Annotated in this window: 17 protein-coding genes and 1 pseudogene; 5 read left to right on the top strand and 13 right to left on the bottom strand. The window is 68.5% G+C overall.

Annotation, left to right across the window (positions count from 1 at the left end; genetic code table 11):
• Positions 1–99 precede the first annotated feature (99 nt).
• Entirely contained in the window at positions 100–390 is a 291-nt protein-coding gene (locus tag OG817_RS43770; protein ID WP_396392219.1) for a helix-turn-helix domain-containing protein, read from the bottom strand.
• A gap of 53 nt (positions 391–443) precedes the next feature.
• Between OG817_RS43770 and map the strand changes: the two genes are divergently transcribed.
• Positions 444–1,211 (top strand): type I methionyl aminopeptidase, encoded by a 768-nt coding sequence (gene map / locus OG817_RS43765; RefSeq protein ID WP_396392220.1) that lies wholly within the window; start codon positions 444–446, stop codon positions 1,209–1,211.
• A 26-nt stretch (positions 1,212–1,237) separates the two neighbouring features.
• On the top strand, positions 1,238–2,197 hold the full coding sequence (locus OG817_RS43760; protein WP_406051000.1) for a phosphotransferase family protein: 960 nt from the start codon (positions 1,238–1,240) through the stop codon (positions 2,195–2,197).
• A gap of 129 nt (positions 2,198–2,326) precedes the next feature.
• On the opposite strand, the pseudogene OG817_RS43755 reads toward OG817_RS43760, so the two are convergent.
• Positions 2,327–3,541, bottom strand: a pseudogene (locus OG817_RS43755) (integrase core domain-containing protein); the annotation flags it as partial.
• Positions 3,542–3,735: 194 nt separating this feature from the next.
• On the opposite strand from OG817_RS43755, the gene OG817_RS43750 reads away from it, so the two are divergent.
• Both OG817_RS43750 and OG817_RS43745 read left to right on the top strand, forming a co-directional pair.
• The gene (locus tag OG817_RS43750) at positions 3,736–4,767 is read left to right on the top strand and encodes an Rv2578c family radical SAM protein (protein ID WP_406050998.1); all 1,032 of its coding nucleotides are present in this window, start codon (positions 3,736–3,738) and stop codon (positions 4,765–4,767) included.
• Positions 4,768–4,840: 73 nt separating this feature from the next.
• Complete coding sequence (locus OG817_RS43745) at positions 4,841–5,344, top strand: GNAT family N-acetyltransferase (RefSeq protein WP_406050996.1); 504 nt, start codon at positions 4,841–4,843, stop codon at positions 5,342–5,344.
• Positions 5,345–5,365: 21 nt separating this feature from the next.
• Here the strand turns inward: OG817_RS43745 and OG817_RS43740 are convergent, their stop codons facing one another.
• A complete protein-coding gene (locus tag OG817_RS43740) occupies positions 5,366–6,199 on the bottom strand; it encodes an SDR family oxidoreductase (RefSeq protein WP_406050994.1) in 834 nt (277 codons plus the stop codon).
• 74 nt (positions 6,200–6,273) lie between these two features.
• Between OG817_RS43740 and OG817_RS43735 the strand changes: the two genes are divergently transcribed.
• The gene (locus tag OG817_RS43735) at positions 6,274–7,071 is read left to right on the top strand and encodes a TetR/AcrR family transcriptional regulator (protein WP_406050992.1); all 798 of its coding nucleotides are present in this window, start codon (positions 6,274–6,276) and stop codon (positions 7,069–7,071) included.
• A 14-nt stretch (positions 7,072–7,085) separates the two neighbouring features.
• On the opposite strand, the gene OG817_RS43730 is transcribed toward OG817_RS43735, so the two are convergent.
• The 10 genes from OG817_RS43730 to OG817_RS43685 all read right to left on the bottom strand — a co-directional run bounded on the left by OG817_RS43730 (position 7,086) and on the right by OG817_RS43685 (position 19,847).
• Entirely contained in the window at positions 7,086–8,957 is a 1,872-nt protein-coding gene (locus OG817_RS43730; RefSeq protein ID WP_406050990.1) for a tetratricopeptide repeat protein, read from the bottom strand.
• A gap of 24 nt (positions 8,958–8,981) precedes the next feature.
• Complete coding sequence (guaA, locus tag OG817_RS43725) at positions 8,982–10,532, bottom strand: glutamine-hydrolyzing GMP synthase (RefSeq protein ID WP_360444774.1); 1,551 nt, start codon at positions 10,530–10,532, stop codon at positions 8,982–8,984.
• A 22-nt stretch (positions 10,533–10,554) separates the two neighbouring features.
• On the bottom strand, positions 10,555–11,598 hold the full coding sequence (locus OG817_RS43720) for a hypothetical protein (RefSeq protein WP_406050987.1): 1,044 nt from the start codon (positions 11,596–11,598) through the stop codon (positions 10,555–10,557).
• The gene (bioD, locus tag OG817_RS43715; RefSeq protein ID WP_406050985.1) at positions 11,595–12,251 is read right to left on the bottom strand and encodes a dethiobiotin synthase; all 657 of its coding nucleotides are present in this window, start codon (positions 12,249–12,251) and stop codon (positions 11,595–11,597) included. The genes OG817_RS43720 and bioD overlap by 4 nt, the downstream gene beginning before the upstream one ends.
• Positions 12,248–13,369, bottom strand: coding sequence for an 8-amino-7-oxononanoate synthase (locus OG817_RS43710; RefSeq protein WP_406050983.1), 1,122 nt, complete (start codon positions 13,367–13,369; stop codon positions 12,248–12,250). Before OG817_RS43710 ends, bioD begins: the two co-directional genes overlap by 4 nt.
• Entirely contained in the window at positions 13,369–14,670 is a 1,302-nt protein-coding gene (locus OG817_RS43705; RefSeq protein WP_406050981.1) for an adenosylmethionine--8-amino-7-oxononanoate transaminase, read from the bottom strand. Before OG817_RS43705 ends, OG817_RS43710 begins: the two co-directional genes overlap by 1 nt.
• Positions 14,670–14,858 carry a hypothetical protein gene (locus OG817_RS43700; RefSeq protein ID WP_406050979.1) on the bottom strand — a complete coding sequence of 63 codons (189 nt, stop codon included), beginning with the start codon at positions 14,856–14,858 and terminating at the stop codon, positions 14,670–14,672. The genes OG817_RS43705 and OG817_RS43700 overlap by 1 nt, the downstream gene beginning before the upstream one ends.
• Positions 14,855–15,850, bottom strand: coding sequence for a biotin synthase BioB (bioB, locus tag OG817_RS43695; RefSeq protein ID WP_406050977.1), 996 nt, complete (start codon positions 15,848–15,850; stop codon positions 14,855–14,857). The genes OG817_RS43700 and bioB overlap by 4 nt, the downstream gene beginning before the upstream one ends.
• Positions 15,851–16,557: 707 nt before the next feature.
• A complete protein-coding gene (locus OG817_RS43690; protein ID WP_406050975.1) occupies positions 16,558–18,258 on the bottom strand; it encodes a GMC oxidoreductase in 1,701 nt (566 codons plus the stop codon).
• Positions 18,255–19,847 carry a succinic semialdehyde dehydrogenase gene (locus OG817_RS43685; protein ID WP_406050973.1) on the bottom strand — a complete coding sequence of 531 codons (1,593 nt, stop codon included), beginning with the start codon at positions 19,845–19,847 and terminating at the stop codon, positions 18,255–18,257. Before OG817_RS43685 ends, OG817_RS43690 begins: the two co-directional genes overlap by 4 nt.
• Positions 19,848–19,957: the final 110 nt, after the last annotated feature.

Below are 19,957 nucleotides of genomic sequence, written 5' to 3'. Positions count from 1 at the left end.
TCAACCCCAGTCGGACAGGAGACGCCTCCACCTCAGGTTTGGTTGCCGCATGGGCTCGATCGTGTTCTACGTCATCTCCGGCGCCAACTGCCGGTGGCTCTAGGCGATCAGGTTGTTGCTGTCCGGGCGATCGGCCTCGGCCGCCGGGCTGTCCTGGCAGGCGCCGACGAGTGCGTCGAGGGACAGGTCGAGGGTGGCCGCGACGGCGGCGACCGTGAAGAGGGCCGGCGTCGGGATGCGGCCGGTCTCGATCTTGCGAAGAGTATCGACGGAGACCCCACAGGCCGCCGCGACGTCGACCATGCTGCGCTCGCCCCGGGCTTCGCGGAGCAGGCGGCCGAGCTGCCGGCCGCGTTCGCGATCCCAGCTGGAAAGAGGTGGTCGGACCATAAGCGTGATAATAGTACCGGTATAACTATCCGGGAAGACGAAGGAAGCATCCGATGGTCGAGCTGAAGACGCCCGCGGAGATCGAACACATGCGCGCGGCCGGCCGAGTCGTCGCGAACGCACTCGCCGCAGTGAAGAAGGAGGCCGCGGTCGGGGTCTCGCTGCGCGAGCTGGACGAGGTCGCACGCGACGTACTGCGATCCGCCGGAGCGGTGTCGCTGTTCGAGGGCTACCAGCCCGGGTTCGCCGGCAGCCCGTTCAGCGGCGTCATCTGTACGTCGGTCAACGACGCGGTGCTGCACGGACTCCCCAACGACCAGAAACTTTCCGACGGTGACCTCCTGAACGTCGACTGCGGCGCCTCGATCGAAGGCTGGTGCGCTGACGCCGCCACCAGCTTCTGCGTCGGCACACCGCGACCTGAAGACCTGGAACTCATCGCCACCACTGAACAGGCCCTCGCAGCCGGCATCGCCGCCGCCGTCCCCGGCAACCGCCTCGGCGACGTCGGCGCCGCCATCGGCCGCATCGGCCGCGCCGCCAACCTCGGCACCAACCTCGACTTCGGCGGCCACGGCATCGGCCGCCGCATGCACGAAGACCCGCACATCCCCAACGGCGGCCGTCCCGGCCGAGGCCTCAAACTCCGCGCCGGCCACGTGTTCGCCATCGAGCCTTGGTTCTGGTCAGGCCCCGGCACCACCTACGTCATCGACGAAGACGGCTGGACCCTCCGCTCCGCCGACCAAACCCGAGGAGCCCACGCCGAACACACCGTGGCCCTCACCGGCAACGGCCCCGAAATCCTCACCCTCCCGTAGCGACGGTGGTTGCTAGTCTCTTCGGGATGTCCGCCGAAGAGAACGCCGCGTTGCCGGAGATCGCACGGCGCTTGGTGCGGACGACGCTCGGGGAGCGCGCGACCGAGCCACGCGCGCTGGCGTCGGGCGAATGGTCCCAGGCGTTCGAGTTGACCCTCGACGGCGCGGAGGCGGTGCTGCGCATAGGTGCCTACGGCACGGACTTCGCGAAAGACGAGCTGGCCGCGCGCTTCGCCGGACCCAATCTCCCCGTTCCGGCGGTGCTGGCGAGAGGGATGGTCGAGGGCTGGCACTATGCGATCTCGGCGCGCGCGCCCGGGACCGGGCTCGACGATCTGTCCGCCACCGACGTCGCGCCGGCGCTTCCAAGTCTGCTGACCGCGATCGACGACATCGGCAGGATCGACGTTACGGACACCGTGGGCTACGGCATCTGGACAGCTGATCGGCGAGCGCCGTACAGCTCCTGGGTGGACGCACTCGTGGCTATCGGCACCGAGACCGCGCGGGTACCTGGCTGGCGGGCGGCGCTGGCCGACTCCGACATCGGGCTGGGATCGGTCGAGGCCGGACTGACCGCGATCGCCGCGCTCGCGCCGTACCTGCCTGCCGAGCGTCGCATGATCCACGGCGACCTGCTCAGCCGCAACATGCTTGTTGCCGGCAGCAACGTCAGCGCCGTGCTGGACTGGGGCAACGCGATGTACGGCGACAGCCTGTACGACGCCGCTTGGCTCATCTACTGGTGGCCTTGGTACCCAGACTGGCGAGCCATCGACATCAACGCCGCACTGCTGGCCCACTGGCGCGCCAATGGACCGCTCCCGGCCAATCTCCGCGAGCGGTTGCACGCCTACCTCATCCATATCGGCCTCGATGCCATCGCCTACTGCACCTTCCAGCGTCGCTGGGACGAGGTACGGACGAACGCCGAGAGCGTGGTCGCGCTGGCCAGGAGCGCGCCGGGCGAGATCGGCCTCGAGTAGCGCCACCCGACGGGTGAGGTGAGGCTGGGCGGTGTGATGTCTCAGGACATGGGTGACAGTTCTGCATCAGGACATCGGTGACAGTTGGTGTGTCAGGACATCGGTGACGGTTCAGGGGTCTTGGCGTGGGCCGCGGGGGCGGCCGTTGCCGACGTAGGTCACTCCTGGTGCGGGTCTGGTGTGCTCGATGAGGATCTCGCCTTCCAGGTCGGTGACGGTGATCTTGTCGCCGGGCTTGTTGCCGGTGCTGATGACGAGGACCTGCTGGAAGCCGCGTCGCCCGTCGACCAGGTATTGGACCTTGTCCAGGTAGAACATGCCGGCGGGAGTCAGCTTCTTGACGACGGTGTCGTCGGGCAGGTCAGCGGGCGCCGGTGCGAGAGGCGGCCGGGGCCGGCTGGCGGGACGGTGGGAGCGACGGGGAAGGTTGTGTGTGGGACGTGGCGGCTCGGCCTTCGCGGTGGCTTCCCAGGCGGCCTGGGGCGTGACGCGTCCGGGCAGGCCCTGGTGGGGGCGCTGGGTGTTGTAGATGTGGTCGAAGGCCTCGACCTGGGCCTGCAGTTCGTCGAGCGTCTCGGCGAGCGGTTGTTTGTCGAGGTAACGGAACAGGGTCTGGTGGAAGCGTTCGTTCTTGCCCTGGGTCGTCGGCTTGTAGGGCTTGCCGGTGATCGGCTCGACCCCCAGTGCCATCAGGTGGACGACGAATTGACCCAGGAGCCCACGGCGCGACGGATTGAGCGCGGATCCGTTGTCGGACAGCAGCCGCTGAGGCACGCCGTTGGCGGCCACGGCCTTGTCGAACACGGCGATCGCCGCGGCAGATGTCTCGCCCCACGCGACGTGGGAAGCGACCGCATAGCGGGAGTGGTCGTCGATGAGCTGGAGGATCACACACCTACGCCCACCGGTGAGCACGTACTCGGTGCCGTCGAGCTGCCAGCAGGCGTTCGGAGCTGGATAGACGAACCGGCGCCAGGCCGAGCGTGGCTTCTTCCGCGGTTCGAACCGCGCCACACCGGCCTGCCGGAAGATCCGGGCCAGTGACGCGACCGAGGGCACCACCTCCAGCCCCATCGCGCGCATCTTGTCGTGCACGCTGATCGGCCCGTGGTCGAGCCCGGAGGCCTCCAACGCAGCCCGCACCTGCACCGCTTGTTCTTTGACCTCCTCGGTCAACTTCGCCGGGCTCGTCCTCGGGCGCCTGGACCTGGGCTCGAGCACGGCCGCCGGACCGTCGGCCGTCGCGCGCTTGCGCAACTCGTAGAAGGACTTGCGCGAAATGCCGTGCTCGGCGCAGAAGGTCGAGACCGCACCGCGCGGAGCATCGTCCGGCCACTGCGAGATCGCAAGGCGGACACGGGGATCGATAGGTTCATTGGCTGGCACCGCCCGAGCCTCGCCGCCGAAGTGTCACCACCAAGCCCACCAGAAATGTCACCGATGTCCTGATGCAGAACTGTCACCGATGTCCTGCGACATGACAGGTGAGGCTGGGCGGGAGTTGGACTTCGTGGCGAACATGTGTTCGACTGTAGTGCATGAGGTGGGCAGGTCAGCAAATCGACGTGGAGACTCCGGGGACGTTGCCGGGGCTCGGGTCGATCGCGGGTCTGGTTCGGTCGGTGACGACGCCGGAGTTCCGCGGGATCACGTTCCATGAGGTGCTCGCGCGGTCCGCGCTGAACTCGGTGCCGGGGACGATGCTGCCGTTCAACTGGACGATCAACCCGTACCGCGGCTGCACACACGCCTGCCGGTACTGCTTCGCCCGCCCGACACACGAGTATCTGGAGCTCGACCAGGGCGAGGACTTCGATCAGCAGATCGTGGTGAAGACCAACGTCGCGGACGTACTGCGACGTGAACTCGCGCGACCGTCGTGGACCCACGAGCCAGTTGCCCTGGGCACCAATACCGACCCGTACCAGCGCGCCGAGGGGCGCTATCGCTTGATGCCCGGGATCATCGAGGCGCTGGCAGGTTCGGGTACGCCGCTGTCCGTGCTGACCAAGGGCACGCTGCTGCGGCGCGATCTCGATCTCCTGACAGCGGCCGCCGAGCAGGTGCACGTCGGCGTCGCGATCTCCCTTGCACTGCTGGACGAGGAGCTGCGGAAGACGCTCGAGCCCGGCGTGCCGTCAGTGCGCGGACGTCTCGACCTCATCCGTGCGGTGCGCGACGCCGGCCTACCGTGCGGGGTGATGGTCGCTCCGGTCCTGCCGTGGCTGACGGACTCGTCCGAGCAGTTGGATCAGCTGTTCGCCGAGCTCTCCGCAGCCGGCGCGACCGGCGTCACTCCGCTCGTCCTTCACCTCCGCCCGGGTGTGAAGGAATGGTTCATGGACTGGCTGGCGCGCGAGCATCCCGAGCTGGTCGCCCGCTACGAGTCCCTGTACGGCCACGGCACCAACGCGTCCCCCAGCTACCGCAATGCCTTCGAATCCAAGGTCCGCCCGCTACTCAACAAACACGGCTTCGGCCGCACGTCGAGCCACAGGTCTCACGAGCCGAGCCGCCCACCGCGACGTACCACCAAACGATCCGACACTCAGCAGGAGGCTTTGTTCTAGCCATCCCGGAGTGTGGCCGTGCGCCTGTTCGTCGCGGGCCGATTGAGATACTTCGGCGGTGGATGGTGAGGCGATGGAGGTTGGAGTGCGGTCGGACGTGCTGCCTGGGCGGAGTGCGTTGGCGGACGGCTCCGGATGGGTGTTGCGGGCTGCGGTGCTTGAGGACGTCGAGGCGATCGCGGAGTTGCGGGCCGAGGTGATGCGCCCGGACCTGGAACGCCTTGGGCGCCACGACGAGCACCGCGTACGGCAGCGGTTTCGGGACTCCTTCTCAGCGCAGTACACGTCGATCATCGTGGTTGATCACGAACTCGCCGGATGCATCACGCTCCGGCCCGCCGAAGGTCGGCTGTGGCTGGAGCACTTCTACCTGGCTCCGCGACTTCAGGGGCGAGGTCTTGGGTCCGCTGTCTTGCGCGCGGCGCTGGACGAGGCCGACGCCCAGGGCGCGACCGTTGCCTTGAACGTCTTGCAGGGCAGTAATGCACGTCGCCTCTACGAGCGCCACGGATTCGTCCTGGAATCCGAGGACCCGATCGACGTCTTCATGATCCGCCCACCGGTGAACTCGACCTAGCCGTCGAGTCGTGGGCTGGATTCAGCGGAAGGTGTTGGCGTTGGCGCAGGCCCATTCGCGGTAGGGCAGGGCGGGGCGGCCGAGGATTTGGGGGACTGTGGGCTCGGGGGTCATGGGGTGTTCCGCCATCATGCGGAAGCCGTCCAGTAGCCACTGGGCTGTCTCGAGGCCGATCAGCGGAGCGAGGCGATCGAGGTAGGCCTGAGGAGTCAGCTCCTCGTACTTGAGCTCCCGACCGATCGCCGCGGAGATGTGCTCGACCTGCTCGGGTGCGGTCAGACCTTCAGGTCCGCTCATCATCAGCTTCTGGCCAATGAAGGTCTCGTCGAGGAGTACGACGCGCGCCACCGCGGCGATGTCGCCGAGGTCGATCGGTGTCTGCACTGCACCGGCGTACGGCGTCCGGACCACGCCTGAGGTCTTGATCGACTCCGCCCAGTCGAGCGTGTTGTTCATGAATTGGCCCGGCCGCAGGAAGGTCCACTCGAAGCCGCCGGCCTCGACCGCGCGCTCGATCCGGTAGTAGTGCCACGTCGACGGATCCCCCTGCGCCTCGTACTCCGCAGGTTCACCGGACAGCACGACGACCCGCCGTACGCCGGCGTCCTGCGCGCACCGGACGAAGTCGTCCACGTACGCCGGAAGCGGCGCGAGGTACACGCTGTCGACACCAGCCAGCGCGGCAGGCAATGTCGCCGGCTTCCCCAGGTACCCGTGAGCGATCTCGACCCCGTCGGACAGCGCCGCCCGGGCCGGGTGGTTGCTGAGCGCCCGCACCGGAGGGCCGGCCGTCAGCAGTTCGTCCACCAGCAGCCGCCCCACACTCCCGGTCGCGCCGGTCACCAGGATGGTCACGCCGTTCTCCTCACCCTCCGAACCCAATTTCCGTAGGGTATACGAGAATTGTGCGGAGCGCCTATGGTTGGCCTGTGACGGAGCGGCGAAGCGGTGAGGGACAGCCAGAGCGGACCCTGGCGCTGCTGTGGCGGAACCACCGCAAATCCGCCGCGGACAAGCAGCCGACAGTCCTTCACGGACGCGGCGCCGGACGACGGCCGTCGCTCGACGTCAACGGAGTCGTCGCGGCGGCGATCCGGCTGGCGGACACGCAAGGTCTGGCGTCGATGGGAGGGGTCGCGAAGGAACTCGACGTCGGCACGATGACGCTCTACACCTACGTGCCGTCCAAGGAGGAGCTGCTCGACCTGATGGTCGACCAGGTGCTGGGTGAACGTGAGCTCCCCGGCCCCGGCGCGCCCAGGCCGCACGACTGGCGCGAGCAGGTGGAGATCTACTCCGACCAGACGCGCGCGATGTTCCAGCGCCACCCCTGGCTGTCGCAGGTGTCCACGATCCGCCCGCCGGTAGGCCCGAGCATGCTGGCCGGACGCGAGTACCTGCTGTCCGCGCTGCTCGAGATCGGACTCACCCCCCGCGGGACCAACCTGGCCGCGCTCGCCATCACGACGTACGTCGACTCGGCCGCCGGGCTGGAGGCGGAGAGTGAACTGATCGAGCAGTCGACCGGCCAGACGAACGACGCCTGGTGGTACGAGCGCAACGACCTCTGGGAGACGTACTTCGACGTCGATCAGCACCCCGCGATGACGGCGATCTGGAACGCGAACGGCTACCAGGGCACGACCCGCGAGGCGGCAACCGAGTCATACCGCTACGGCCTCGACCGCCTCCTGGACGGCATCCAGGCGACGGCCCTCGAGAGCTGAGGCAGCGCCGGGGTTCAGCGGCGGCGGAAGATGCCCCTTCGTTTCTTGGGAGGTTCCGCGGGCTGCTCTTCAGGTACGTCGTCGTCCGCACTGAGGATGTCGCGGGCCAGGCCCGCGACGTCCGGGTTGAGACCGGGCGTGGCCAGCGTGATGGTCGCCAGCGATCCCAGGATGGTCACCGGCCGCTCCCGCTGCGCCTCAACCGCTGCCAGCAAACGCCAGCCCATCAACTCGGCGACGTCAGCCCGCGCCGACGGATCGACCCAGGCAGTGGTCGCCAACGCGAACAGAGCCGACTCGGTGATCCAGTCCTCCGGCCCGTAAGCGAGGTCAGCCAGCACCTGTCGCCGAACCGACTCCGCCCACGGCTGGTCGGTCCGGTGATGCGCGATGCCCAGACAGGCCCAGGTCTGCACAGTCCGGATCCACCCCGGCCAGTCCCCCGCCGCTCCGGTCGGCGACGCCGGCGGATGCACCAAGACACCCAGCAGGTCTTCCAGCGGAGTGCTCGCCAACAGCACCGCATGGTCGTAAGCAGCCGGCACGCTCGCCCACCCGGAACGAGTCCTGACGCCGGACGACTCACCGAAATCGGCAACGCGAGCGACCGCCGCAGCACCTTCCGCACTTGGCGGAGCGACCGCGGGTCGCGCGGCGCTGCCGTCGTACTGCCAGACGACGGTCTCGACCGGCCGGTACTGAGAGCCCTGCAGAGACACCGGGAGCCGCGGGTCCGGCGGAAGGATCTCGCTGACCGTCACCTCAGAGCCCGGCACTGCCAGGCCGAAGGCGAGCAAAGCACTCGGCGGCTCGATCGCGGACACAGTCAGCGATGCGCCTTGAGCAGAGATACCCTCCGCCAGCATCTGGTCGAGGACGTTGATGACAGCCTCGGTCGGGTCCGGGATGCCGCCGAGCCAGACCTGCCGTGACCGGTCGGTCAACTCGCCGGCGGCGTGCTGCTGCTCGTGGCTGCCAGGCTCCGCCGAGCGGAGCAGGTCGGCGATCGCGACGAGGTCGTCGACAGCACCGTCCCGCCGGAACAGCAGACTGTGCCGCTCAACCAACGAACAGTCGTGGACCGGGTCGATCGCGAGGCTCCGCTCGGCCCACGAGATCCCCTCGTCCAGCCGGCCCGCATCGCCCAGCATCCCGGCGATGTCGGCGTACACCGCGACGTTGCCGGGCTGATAGCCGAGCGCGCGTTCCAGCGCGGCCAGTGCCTCGTCGGTGCGGCCCTGGCTCCGCAGGGCGTAGCCAACCGCGATGGCCGCGCGGTCGGTCGGTTCGACCCGTTCCGACTCGATCGCGTACGACGTTGCCTCGTCGAGCAATCCGAGTCGCCGGGTCAGGACCGACGCCAGCCAGAGCAGGTTCCCGGAGCCCGGATACGCGGCGACCAGGTTCCGCACCAGCTGGACGTACGGCGCGAATGCCGGAGCCAGCTCCTCCGGGCACGGATCGGGGACGGCCTTGAGCAGCTGGATGAACACGTTCAGCAGCTCGTCCGGATCGAGTTTGGCGGCCAGCTCGGAGTCGAGCACCCACGGCACATCGGCCCACGCCATGCCTGGTTCGTGCTCTTGGACCGAGACCAGCAGGCTGAGGGCTTCGGCGTACTCACCGCGGAAGGCGAGAGCGTGCGCCCGCGCCACCGCAGTGCCGAGGTACACGTCGCCATCCAGCGTCCACAGATCGACGCCGCCCTCGGGATGGGCCAGCAAGGTCGCCAGGACTGCATGCGCGTCCGGCAGCGACGGTGCCGTCGCCAGCGCGGTCGCCAGGTGGTCGGCCGCGTGACCGACCTCGTTGTCGTCCAGCGCCAGCCGGGCCAGACTCAGTTCACCCTCTGCCGCCAGACGCGGATCTCCCACCCCTTCGCTCATCGCGCCAGTATTACGGCCGGAGGGTCACTCCCACTCGATGGTGCCCGGCGGCTTGCTGGTGATGTCGACGGTGACGCGGTTGATCTCGTCGACCTCGTTGGTGATCCGGGTCGAGATCCGCTCCAGTACGTCGTACGGCAGGCGGGCCCAGTCGGCCGTCATCGCGTCCTCACTGGTGACGGGTCGCAGTACGACGGGGTGGCCGTAGGTCCGGCCGTCGCCCTGGACGCCGACCGAGCGAACGTCGGCCAGCAGCACCACCGGGAACTGCCAGATGTCGCGGTCCAGGCCGGCCGCGGTCAGCTCGGTGCGGGCGATCAGGTCGGCGGCGCGCAGGATGTCGAGGCGCTCCTTGGTGACCTCGCCGATGATCCGGATGCTCAGGCCGGGGCCCGGGAACGGGTGCCGGTAGACCATGGTCTCGGGGAGCCCGACCGCCAGGCCGAGCTCGCGGACCTCGTCCTTGAACAGCGTCCGCAGGGGCTCGATCAGGCTGAACTGCAGGTCGTCGGGCAGACCGCCGACGTTGTGGTGCGACTTGATGTTCGCCGCCCCCGCGCCGCCGCCGGACTCGACCACGTCCGGGTAGAGCGTGCCCTGGACCAGGAACTCGATGTGCCGCTCGGCGTCCACCTTGCGCGCGGTCGCCTCGAAGGTCCGGATGAACTCGCGGCCGACGATCTTCCGCTTCTGCTCCGGGTCGGTCACTCCGGCCAGCGCGGACAGGAACTGGTCCTCGGCGTCGACCACCTCGAGCCGGATCCCGGTCGCGGCGACGAAGTCCTTCTCGATCTGCTCGGACTCACCCGACCGCTGGAGGCCGTGGTCGACGTACACGCAGGTCAACTGGTCGCCGATCGCCTTGTGCACCAGGGCCGCGGCGACCGCGGAGTCGACACCGCCGGACAGCGCACACAGCACCTGCTTGTCGCCGACCTGCTGCCGGATCAGCTCGACCTGCTCGTCGACGACGTTCGTGGTGGTCCAGTCGCCCGAGCAGCCCGCGATGTCGTAGAGGAAGTGCTCCAGCACCGCCTGCCCGGCCTGCGAGTGCAGCACCTCCGGGTGCCACTGCACGCCGGCCAACTTCCGGTCCAGGTCCTCGAACGCCGCCACCGGCGCGCCGCCGGAGGCCGCGAGTACGGCGAAACCGGCGGGCGGCGCGTGCACCGCGTCACCGTGGGACATCCAGACGTTGAGGTCTTCGGGGATCCCGGCCAGCAGGGTCCCGGCCGAGCTCACCGTCACCGGCGTACGACCGAACTCGCGCAGCCCGGTCCGGCGTACCTCGCCGCCGAGCGTCTGCGCCATCGCCTGGAAGCCGTAGCAGATCCCGAACGCCGGTACGCCGGCCTCGAACAGCCCGGACTCGACCCGCGGCGCGCCCTCGGCGTACACCGACTGCGGACCACCGGACAGGATGATCGCCTTCGGGCCCCGCGCCAGCATCTCCTCGACCGGCATCGAGTGCGGCACGATCTCGGAGTACACCTTGGCCTCGCGGACCCGGCGCGCGATCAACTGCGCGTACTGCGCCCCGAAGTCGACGACCAGGACCAACTCATGCTCAGTCACCTGCAAAGGGTATCGGTGCAGGTCAGCCGGGCTGTAATCCGACCAGCAACCGTTTCGGCGCGCGGAACGACAGCAGCTCGATCATCGGCGGCTCCTCCACCAGACTGACGGTCGCCAGCAGGTCCGCCGCACACTCCAGCGCCACCCGCGCCTCCAGCCGAGCCAGCCCGGCCCCCAGGCAGCGGTGGATCCCGATCCCGAACGCCAGATCCGCCGGTCCACCATGTCCCGTCAACCCCAGCAGCACCGGCACTCCCGCCGGGACCTCAACGTCACCGATGACCGCAGGCCTGGAGGTCACCCGCCGCCAGGTCGGCACCGACGAGGCCTCCCGCAGCACCTCCTCCACACCATCTGCCGAACGCCTGCCGATAGTGCGGTGGAAGGCAGTGGAGATCAGTTGGGTGGTGGTTTCCTGGCCCGCGATCAGCAGGAAGTACGCGACCGCGCACACCTCCTCATCGGTCAGCCCCAGCCCAACCAGTACGCCGAACAGGTCATCCTCAGTCGCCTGGACGACCCGCTTCCTCAGCCAGCCGTAGAACTCCGCGGCACTGTGCGCGAGTTCCAACTGCCGATCCTCGTCGGGCCAACCCCAGAACAGCTCCAGCGAATCCAGACTCCACGCCTTCAACGCCGGTACGTCGACATCCGCCAACCCAAGCATTTCGAGCACCACCAGCGCCGGCGGCTCTGCGGCCACCGCCTGCACGAGATCCACGTGCTCACCGGCAGCGAGGGCTCTGGTCGCAGCAGCCACCCGCGCAGCCGTCAACTCTCGGGCGAGGGGCTCGACGGCGGCCACTCGCGCCGGGCTGAAGAAGCGAGCGACCGCGGCCCGGATCGAGCGGTGCGACTCCCCCGCGTTGTTGGCCAACGTCGGCGGCAACGCGAACCCGACCGCTGACAGCACCCGCAATGCCTTCACGGACAGCGGTGTGTGAGCCAGTACGGCGTTGTCCGGCCGGAACGTCGCCGGATCCAGCAGCACCTCACGCGCCTCGGCCGGATTGTCGACAACCCAGTACCCGAGCTCCTCGTCGTACCGGGCCGGGCAACCGCTCATCCGAACCAGCCGGACGCGGCGGCCGTGAACGCCTCCCGGTCCAGTCGCCCCGCGCCGGCCGGAATCCGCCCGATCACTGGCACCCCGGTGGTCACCGGAAGGTCCTCCAGGTTGCACTGCTCAGCCAGGTCAGGCTCCTCAGGCCAGGACCCGATGATCAGTCCCTGGATGGGAAGCCCGCGGCTCCGGAGCGCCTCGACCGTCAGACCGGTGTGGTTCAGCGTGCCCAGACCCGAGCGAGCAACCACCACAAACGTGAAGGGCATGGTGAGGTGGGAAGCCAGGTCGGCCAGGTCATGGCCCGCGTCGTCGAGCCCAACCAGAAGCCCACCGGCCCCTTCCACCAGAACGGTGTCCCAAGTCACGGCGAGATCGTCGATGGACTTGGCCTGCGACTCCACGGATGGGAGGGGCACCTGTGCGCGGCGCGCCGCTGTCGTGGGAGCGAGCGGATCGCGCAGGCGGACACCCTCGTGCAACTCGGTGAGCCCGGTCAACCGGCGAACCTCGGCCAGGTCGCCCGGCTCATCCGGCCCAACACCGGTCTGAGCCGGCTTGACCACCGCGACAGACCCGGTAACCCGGGCGGCCAGGGCGGCGGTCGTGATGGTCTTTCCTACTTCTGTGTCCGTGCCGGTGATGAGGATGATCATGAGACCTGGCCGATCGCGGCGAGGATGACGGCGCAGGCGCGGTCCAGGTCTTCGTCGGACAAGCCTGCGTGGGCAGTGAGGCGGAGGCGGCTGATCCCGTCGGGGACAGTCGGCGGACGAAAGCTCCCGACGCGTACGCCGTTCTCCAAGCAGAGCTCGGCGGCACGGACCGCCTCACGCGGACCAGGCATCGGGACGGAGACAACCGCACCGGACGAAGGCGGCACACCACAAGCCGACGCCAACCGGGCCGCCGCAGAATGGATCGCGGACGGCCGATCGGGCTCGTCCTGAAGCACCCGCAGAGCAGCAAGGGCAGCAGCACACGCCGCCGGGTTCAGACCGGTGTCGTAGATGAAGGGCCGCGACCGGTTGATCAGATGATCGCGAAGAAGCGCAGGCCCGAGCACAACGCCCCCTTGCGCGGCCAGCGCCTTGGACAGCGTCATCGTGACGATCACATGCTCCAGACCAGCCAGACCAGCGGCATGCACCGAACCACGCCCACCACCGGTCACCCCGAGTCCATGCGCCTCATCCACGAGCAGTACGGCGTCCTGCTCGCGGGCAACCGCAGCCAACTCGACCAACGGCGCCTCGTCGCTCAGCACGCTGAAGACCGACTCCGTCAGCACCAGCGCATGCGGTTCGTTGCGCTCAGCAAGCACCTTGCCGACAGCGTCCACGTCATTGTGCGGAACGACCTCGACCCGCGACCGCGACAGCCGGCTCCCGTCGATGAGCGACGCATGCACGTGATCGTCCGACACCACGAGCGTCCCTGGCCCACCGAGCGCTGTGACCACGCCGAGGTTGGCGAGATAGCCCGACGAGAACACGAGTGCCGTCTCCTGGCCGACGTACGCCGCCAGCGACGACTCGAGTTCCTCGTGCAGGGCCGTCGTACCAGTGACCAAGCGGGACGCGGTGGATCCGGTCCCCCATCGGCAGACGGCATCGGCTGCGGCCTCGATCACCCGCGGATCGGACGCCAGGCCGAGATAGTCGTTGCCGGCGAGATCGATCAGCCGCTCGTCGGCCGCGCGAGCCCGGAGCCGGCGGGTCAGACCGCGAGCCTCCAACGCAGCCGCTTTGGGGCCGAGCCAGTCTTCGAGCATCAGCCGACCTCCTCCACTGCCCCGGTGATCGCCGCCGCGATGGTGGCGATCTCCTCGTCGGTGCAGACGTACGGCGGCATCGTGTAGACGAGATCGCGGAACGGCCGCACCCACACCCCGCGCCGCAGCGCCGCCTCGGTCATCCGCGGCAGGTCGACCGGCCCACCCAGCTGTACGACGCCGACCGCACCGATCACGCGGACGTCCTTGACCCCAGGCAACGAGGCCGCCGGTGCAAGCCCCGCTGACAATCCTGCCGAGATCTGAGCGACTCGGCCGGCCCAGTCCTGGGACAGCAGGAGGTCGATCGACGCGAGGGCGGCCGAGCACGCCAGGGGGTTCGCCATGAAGGTCGGGCCGTGCATCAGCGCACCGCCGGGTCCGTTCGACACCGTGTGCGCGACGTCCGTCGTACACAAAGTGGCGGCCAACGACAGGTAACCGCCGGTCAGTGCCTTGCCGACACACAGGATGTCCGGGTCGATGCCCGCGTGCTCGGAGGCGAAGAGCGTGCCGGTCCGGCCGAAGCCGGTGGCGATCTCGTCCAAGATCAGCAGGAACCCATGCCGGTCCGCGATCTCCCGCAGTACGCGCAGACAGGCTGGGCTGTAGGGGTACATGCCGCCCGCACCCTGCAGGATCGGCTCGACGATGATGCCGGCGATCTCAGCAGCGTGCCGCTCCGCCAACGCCGACACGGAAGCGGCCCACGCAAGGAACTCCGGATCGTCGTCCGGGCGGTCGAAACCGGCCGGCGGCTGCGGGCCGAAAACCTGCTCCGTCAGCGCGCCGGTGAACAGCGAGTGCATCCCGTTCACCGGGTCGCACACACTCATCGGCGCGAACGTGTCGCCGTGGTACCCACCACGGACCGTCAGCATCCGGGTCCGGCCGTTGTTGCCTCGGGCAACCTGGTACTGGAGCGCGAGCTTGATCGCGACCTCGACCGACACCGAGCCCGAGTCGCAGAAGAAGACGTGCCGCAACGGTTCGGGGCTGATCTCCACCAGCCGGTCGGCCAGCCGGATCGCCGGCTCGTGGGTCAGCCCGCCGAACATGACATGGCTGAAGTCGTCCACCTGGCTCTTCACCGCCGCGTCCAGCACCGGGTTGCGGTAGCCGTGGATCATGCACCACCAGGACGCCATCGCATCGATCGCCTCGACGCTGCCGCCGTCCCCGTCGTCCAGGTGCAGACGTACGCCGGCTGCGCCCCGGACCATCCGCACCGGTGACGGATCGCTGAGGGAGGAGTACGGATGCCACAGCAGCTCCGCGTCACGCGCCAACATCCCGGACATCAGGACGAGACCTCACCGTGCACCGAGCACCTGGCGGTCCAGCCCATCGGGTGGACCTGGACGATCATCCGACGGCGGCACTGGTCGCAGTACCGGGGCGGCTCCAGCGTCAGCGCTTGGCGGCAGGCGTCGTGGTGTCCGTCAGCGGCCTCGCGGCCGCAGCGACCGCAGTAGACGAGTGTGGTCATAGCGTCTTCTGGAGCTCTTTGACCGGCATCTTGAGCTCGGCCAGCAGGTCGAGGTCCGCGGTCGCCGGGCGGCCCAGCGTGGTCAGGTAGTTGCCGACGATGACGGCATTGATCCCGCCGAGCAGACCATCGCGGGTGCCCAGGTCTCCCAGGGTCAGCTCGCGGCCGCCGGCGTACCGCAGGACCGTGCGCGGCATCGCGAGCCGGAACGCGGCGATGGTCCGCAGCGCATCCTTGCCGGCCATCACCTCCATGTCTCCGAACGGCGTCCCCGGGCGCGGGTTGAGGAAGTTCAGCGGTACCTCGTGCGGGTCCAGCTCGGCCAACTGCGCGGCCAGTTCGGCGCGCTGCTCCAGCGTCTCGCCCATCCCGACCAGCCCGCCGCAGCACAGCTCCATGCCGGACTCCCTGATCATCTGGCAGGTGTCCCAGCGCTCCTCGAAGGAGTGGGTGGTGACGACGTCACCGAAGTACGAGCGGGCCGACTCGAGGTTGTGATTGTAGCGGTGCACACCCATCGCCTTGAGCTCGTCCACCTGCTCCTGCGTCAGCATGCCGAGCGAGCAGGCGATGTTGATGTCGACCTCGGCGTTGATCGCCTCGATGCCGGCCTTCACCTGCGCCATCAGCCGCTGGTCCGGGCCGCGGACGGCGGCCACGATGCAGAACTCGGTCGCACCGGTCTTCGCGGTCTCCTTGGCCGCCTCGACCAGCTCCGGGATGTTCAGCCAGACCGAGCGCACCGGCGAGGTGAACTGACCGGACTGGGAGCAGAAGTGACAGTCCTCCGGGCAGCCGCCGGTCTTCAGCGAGATGATGCCCTCGACCTCGACCTCCTCGCCGCACCACTTCACCCGTACGTCGTGGGCGAGTGCGAGCAGCTCGGGCAGCCGGTCGTCGGGCGACCGGAGAACCGCGACCAGTTGTTCCTGGCTCAGTCCGGCGCCCTGTTCCAGAACCTGCTCACGTGCCACGTCCAGGATGTCGCCCATGGTTCTCCCTGCCTCATCGAACGGTCGGCTCACAGTAGGACAGCCGAGTACGTCGGCACTGCGGTGGGCGTCACGTGAAACACCTGGGGGCGACCTGCCTCAGCCACTCTCCGCACACCCGGGGAAACTTTTTGGATTTTTCTCCGGAACCTCGTAACCCCCTGTAGAAGGGCTCGTTGATGTGTACAGAGGCGGTTACCGCAAGGGAGACCGCCACTCGATTACAGGCAGCGACGAAAAGCTGATCATTACGATCAGCACGCAGAGTGGTCACAACCACTCGCGACAGCTCGAAACTCCTGGAATCGGATGTAGAGTGGGGTACCAAGAGCTCGGGTCGCCAGCTGTGGTTGGCGACCCGATCCCAAAGCGCCGGGCGCCTCACCCCGGCTTGAGTGGGTCCCTCGGGAAACGATTTGGGCGGAAACGTTCCCGAGGGACCTGCTCCCTTTTTCCGGGCCCTTTCGCCGAGCCTCAGCACGGACAGTGCTGAGGCTTTCTCATTTCCTTGGGCTCACTGCGGTGGGTTACGCGGGCGCCTTCTGGGGACCTTGATCAAGAACTGGGGGCCTTGAACAGGTAATTCCCTGTCCGAGGTCCCGAGTTCCTGTCCGAGGCCCCGATTCTTCGCCGGGGCCGCGTGGTCGGTGTCCTGGGCAGCGCCGACGGCGGGCGCGGGGACTGCGCCGGCCATTGTCGTATTTGCGTTACGAGTCCGTCACAGACTGCTTCGGGACGATCGGCAGCCGTAGAGCCCCGGGCGCCTCCGCCGGTACGACGGGATGCGCCGGCCGGACCGGCTGGATCCGCTGGTACGCCGATCCGGGGGCCGGCCTGGTGTCGTCCTCACCCTTGTTCGGCCAGAACGCCAGCGCCCGCTCCGCCTGGGCCGTGATCGTCAGCGACGGGTTGACGCCCAGGTTCGCCGAGATCGCCGACCCGTCCAGGATGTGCAGGCCGTCGTACCCGTAGACCCGGTGGTACGGGTCGACCACGCCGGTCTCCGCGGAGTCGCCGATCGCACAGCCGCCGATGAAGTGCGCGGTCATCGGCACGTTGAACGGCTCGCCGATGGTGCCGCCCGGCGTACCGCGCATCAGTGTCGCCATCCGCCGGACCACCTGGTTCGCGACCGGGATCCACGACGGGTTCGGGGCGCCGTGGCCCTGCTTCGAGGTCAGGCGCCACCGGCCCAGCCGGTCCCGCTTGCCGAACGTGGTGATCGAGTTGTCCGCGGTCTGCATCACCAGCGCGATCACGGTCCGCTCCGACCAGTGCTTCAGGTCGTACAGCCGGCGGATGTTCTTCCGCTGCACGCGGAGCTCCCGCAACCAGGTCCGCCAGCGCGGCCGGTCGCCGTCGCCGTCGGTCAGCACGGTCTGCAGCAGCGACATCACGTTGCTGCCCTTGCCGTACCGGACCGGTTCGATGTGGGTGATGTCGTCCGGGTGGAACGACGACGTGATCGCGACGCCACGGCTGTAGTCGACGTCACGGTCCCTCGCGATTGCCCCCAGCAACGATTCCGAGTTGGTCCGGGTGAGCACACCGAGCCGGTCGGACAGTCGCGGCAGTTTGCCCTCGTCGCGCAGCCGGTGCAGCAGTTTCGCCGTACCCAGGGCCGACGCGGCGAACACCACCTGCTGGGCCGTGAAGCGCTTGGTCTGCATGCGATTCGAGGTACGCCGTACGTCGACGGCGTACCCACCACCTGGAAGCGGCTCGACCGAGGTCACCGTGGTCATCGGATGGACCACGGCGCCGGCCTTCTCGGCCAGGTAGAGGTAGTTCTTGGTCAGCGTGTTCTTCGCGTTGTGCCGGCAGCCGGTCATGCACTCGCCGCAGTCGATACAGCCGGTACGCCGCGGGCCGGCGCCACCGAAGTACGGGTCGTCGACCTCGACGCCGGGCTCGCCGAAGAAGACGCCGACCGGGGTCGGGTGGAACGTCTCCCCCACGCCCATGTCGTCGGCAACCTGCTTCATCACCTTGTCGGCCGGGGTGAAACCGGGGTAGGTGGTGACGCCGAGCATCCGCTTGGCCTGGTCGTAGTACGGCGCGAGCTCGGCCTTCCAGTCGGTGATGTGCGCCCACTGGCGGTCGGTGTAGAACGCCGGCAGGGGCTCGTACAGCGTGTTGGCGTAGACCAGGCTGCCGCCGCCGACGCCGGCTCCGGACAGGATGATCACGTCGCGGAGCGCGCTGATCCGCTGGATGCCGTACCAGCCGAGCTGCGGCGCGAACAGGAACCGCTTCGTGTCCCACGAGTTCTTCGCGAACCCGGCGTCGTCGAACCGCGCGCCGGCTTCGAGTACGGCGACCTTGTATCCCTTCTCGGTCAGCCGCAGCGCGCTGACGCTGCCGCCGAAGCCCGACCCGATGATCAGGACGTCGTAGTCGAAACTCATGCACGGCCCAGTTTCTTGAGCACGCGCAGGGCGCCGGTCATCAGTTCGGCGTACGTCTGGTCGGACAGCCCGTGCGAGGCCGCGATCGGCAGGACCCGCTGGGTCGCGATCGCCTGCGGGTCGACGTACCGGCGGATGCCCTCGACGCCCTGGCGGCGTCCGAGCCCGGAGGACCGCATGCCGCCCATCGGGGTGTCGATCGAGCCGAACGTCGCCGCGTAGCCCTCGTTCACGTTGACCGAGCCGGCCGTCAACTGGGCCGCGACCGCGCGGCCACGCTTGCCGTCCCGGGTCCAGACGCTCGCGTTCAGGCCGTACTCGCCCTCGTTCGCGCGCTGGATCGCCTCGGACTCGTCGGAGAACCGGTAGATCGACACCACCGGGCCGAAGGTCTCGTTGTCGAAGCACTGCATCTCCGGCGTCACCCCGGACAGCACGGTCGGCTCGTAGAACAGCGGGCCGATGTCCGGCCGCGCCTTCCCACCGGCCAGTACGACGGCGCCCTTGGCCCGCGCGTCCTCGACGTGCCGGGTCACGGTCTCCAGCTGAGCCTTCGAGATCAGCGAACCCATGTCGACGTCCCAGCCGGTCCCCGCGGACAGCCGGATCTTCTTCACCCGGTCCAGGAAGGCCGTCACGAACGCGTCGTACACCTGGTCGGCGACGTAGAGGCGCTCCATCGAGACACACAGCTGCCCGGCGCTGGCGAAGCACGCCCGGACGGCGCCGTCCGCCGCACGGTGCACGTCGGCATCACGCAGTACGAGCATCGGGTTCTTGCCACCGAGCTCGAGGCTGCAGCCGATCAGCCGCTCGCCCGCCTGCCGGGCCACGAGCCGGCCCGTCTTGGTCGAGCCGGTGAAGCAGATGTAGTCGGTGTTCTGGATGATCGCGCCGCCGACCGTCGGGCCGTCACCGTTGACCGGCTGCCACGCCTCCCGCGGCAGACCCGCCTCGTAGAGCAGCTCGATCGCCCGGAGCGCGGTCAGCGGCGTCTGGCTGTCCGGCTTGTGTACGACCGTGTTGCCCGCGAGCACGGCCGGCAGACCATCGGCCATCGCCATACTGAGCGGGTAGTTCCACGGCGAGATGATGCCGACGACACCCTTCGGCACGAACCGCTGCTCGGCCCGGGTCAGGACCGGGAACATGCCCAGCTTGCGCTGCGGCTCGAGCAACTCGGCCGCCTTGCGCCCGTAGTACCGAGCGGTCAGCGCGACGTGCGCAACCTCCTCGAACGCCTGCTTGCGCGCCTTGCCCGACTCGCGGATCACCAGATCCACCAGCTCGTGCCGGTGGTCGAGGACCAGATCGTGGTACCTCAGCAGGATCGCGGCCCGCTCGGCCAGCGGCACCCGCCGCCAGGTCTGCTGGGTCCTCCGCGCCGACCGGACGGCGGCTTCCACGTCGTCCGGGGCAGACAGGGGCAGATCCGCGATCGGCTGACCGGTCGTCGGCGCGTACGACGTCCGGGTGCCGGCGGTGGCCCGCAACAGCCCCGAAAGCCGCCGGATCACCGACTGATCGGTCGCGTACGACGCAGTCGGATCGAGCTCGGGATCCGCCGGAATCGAGGTCTGCTCACTCATTCATCCAGGCTACCTGCCGGTAATAGCCGTGTCAGCCCTAGGGAATTCCCTCGTGTCTGCCCTGCATCTGCACGTGCATCGACCAGTAGGGTGATCCGTTGAACCTGCGA

Source organism: Kribbella sp. NBC_00889 (assembly GCF_045207705.1).
Lineage (GTDB): Bacteria > Actinomycetota > Actinomycetes > Propionibacteriales > Kribbellaceae > Kribbella.
The sequence above is the reverse complement of the archived record's forward strand: the minus strand, read 5'-3'. Positions and strand labels throughout refer to the sequence as shown.

What these genes read in the sequence shown, in the direction of transcription:
- OG817_RS43770 (WP_396392219.1), bottom strand. Translation starts at nt 390, where the DNA reads ATGGTCCGACCACCTCTTTCCAGCTGGGATCGCGAACGCGGCCGGCAG.
- map (WP_396392220.1), top strand. Translation starts at nt 444, where the DNA reads ATGGTCGAGCTGAAGACGCCCGCGGAGATCGAACACATGCGCGCGGCC.
- OG817_RS43760 (WP_406051000.1), top strand. Translation starts at nt 1,238, where the DNA reads ATGTCCGCCGAAGAGAACGCCGCGTTGCCGGAGATCGCACGGCGCTTG.
- OG817_RS43750 (WP_406050998.1), top strand. Translation starts at nt 3,736, where the DNA reads ATGAGGTGGGCAGGTCAGCAAATCGACGTGGAGACTCCGGGGACGTTG.
- OG817_RS43745 (WP_406050996.1), top strand. Translation starts at nt 4,841, where the DNA reads ATGGAGGTTGGAGTGCGGTCGGACGTGCTGCCTGGGCGGAGTGCGTTG.
- OG817_RS43730 (WP_406050990.1), bottom strand. Translation starts at nt 8,957, where the DNA reads ATGAGCGAAGGGGTGGGAGATCCGCGTCTGGCGGCAGAGGGTGAACTG.
- OG817_RS43720 (WP_406050987.1), bottom strand. Translation starts at nt 11,598, where the DNA reads ATGAGCGGTTGCCCGGCCCGGTACGACGAGGAGCTCGGGTACTGGGTT.
- bioD (WP_406050985.1), bottom strand. Translation starts at nt 12,251, where the DNA reads ATGATCATCCTCATCACCGGCACGGACACAGAAGTAGGAAAGACCATC.
- OG817_RS43710 (WP_406050983.1), bottom strand. Translation starts at nt 13,369, where the DNA reads ATGCTCGAAGACTGGCTCGGCCCCAAAGCGGCTGCGTTGGAGGCTCGC.
- OG817_RS43705 (WP_406050981.1), bottom strand. Translation starts at nt 14,670, where the DNA reads ATGTCCGGGATGTTGGCGCGTGACGCGGAGCTGCTGTGGCATCCGTAC.
- OG817_RS43700 (WP_406050979.1), bottom strand. Translation starts at nt 14,858, where the DNA reads ATGACCACACTCGTCTACTGCGGTCGCTGCGGCCGCGAGGCCGCTGAC.
- bioB (WP_406050977.1), bottom strand. Translation starts at nt 15,850, where the DNA reads ATGGGCGACATCCTGGACGTGGCACGTGAGCAGGTTCTGGAACAGGGC.
- OG817_RS43690 (WP_406050975.1), bottom strand. Translation starts at nt 18,258, where the DNA reads ATGAGTTTCGACTACGACGTCCTGATCATCGGGTCGGGCTTCGGCGGC.
- OG817_RS43685 (WP_406050973.1), bottom strand. Translation starts at nt 19,847, where the DNA reads ATGAGTGAGCAGACCTCGATTCCGGCGGATCCCGAGCTCGATCCGACT.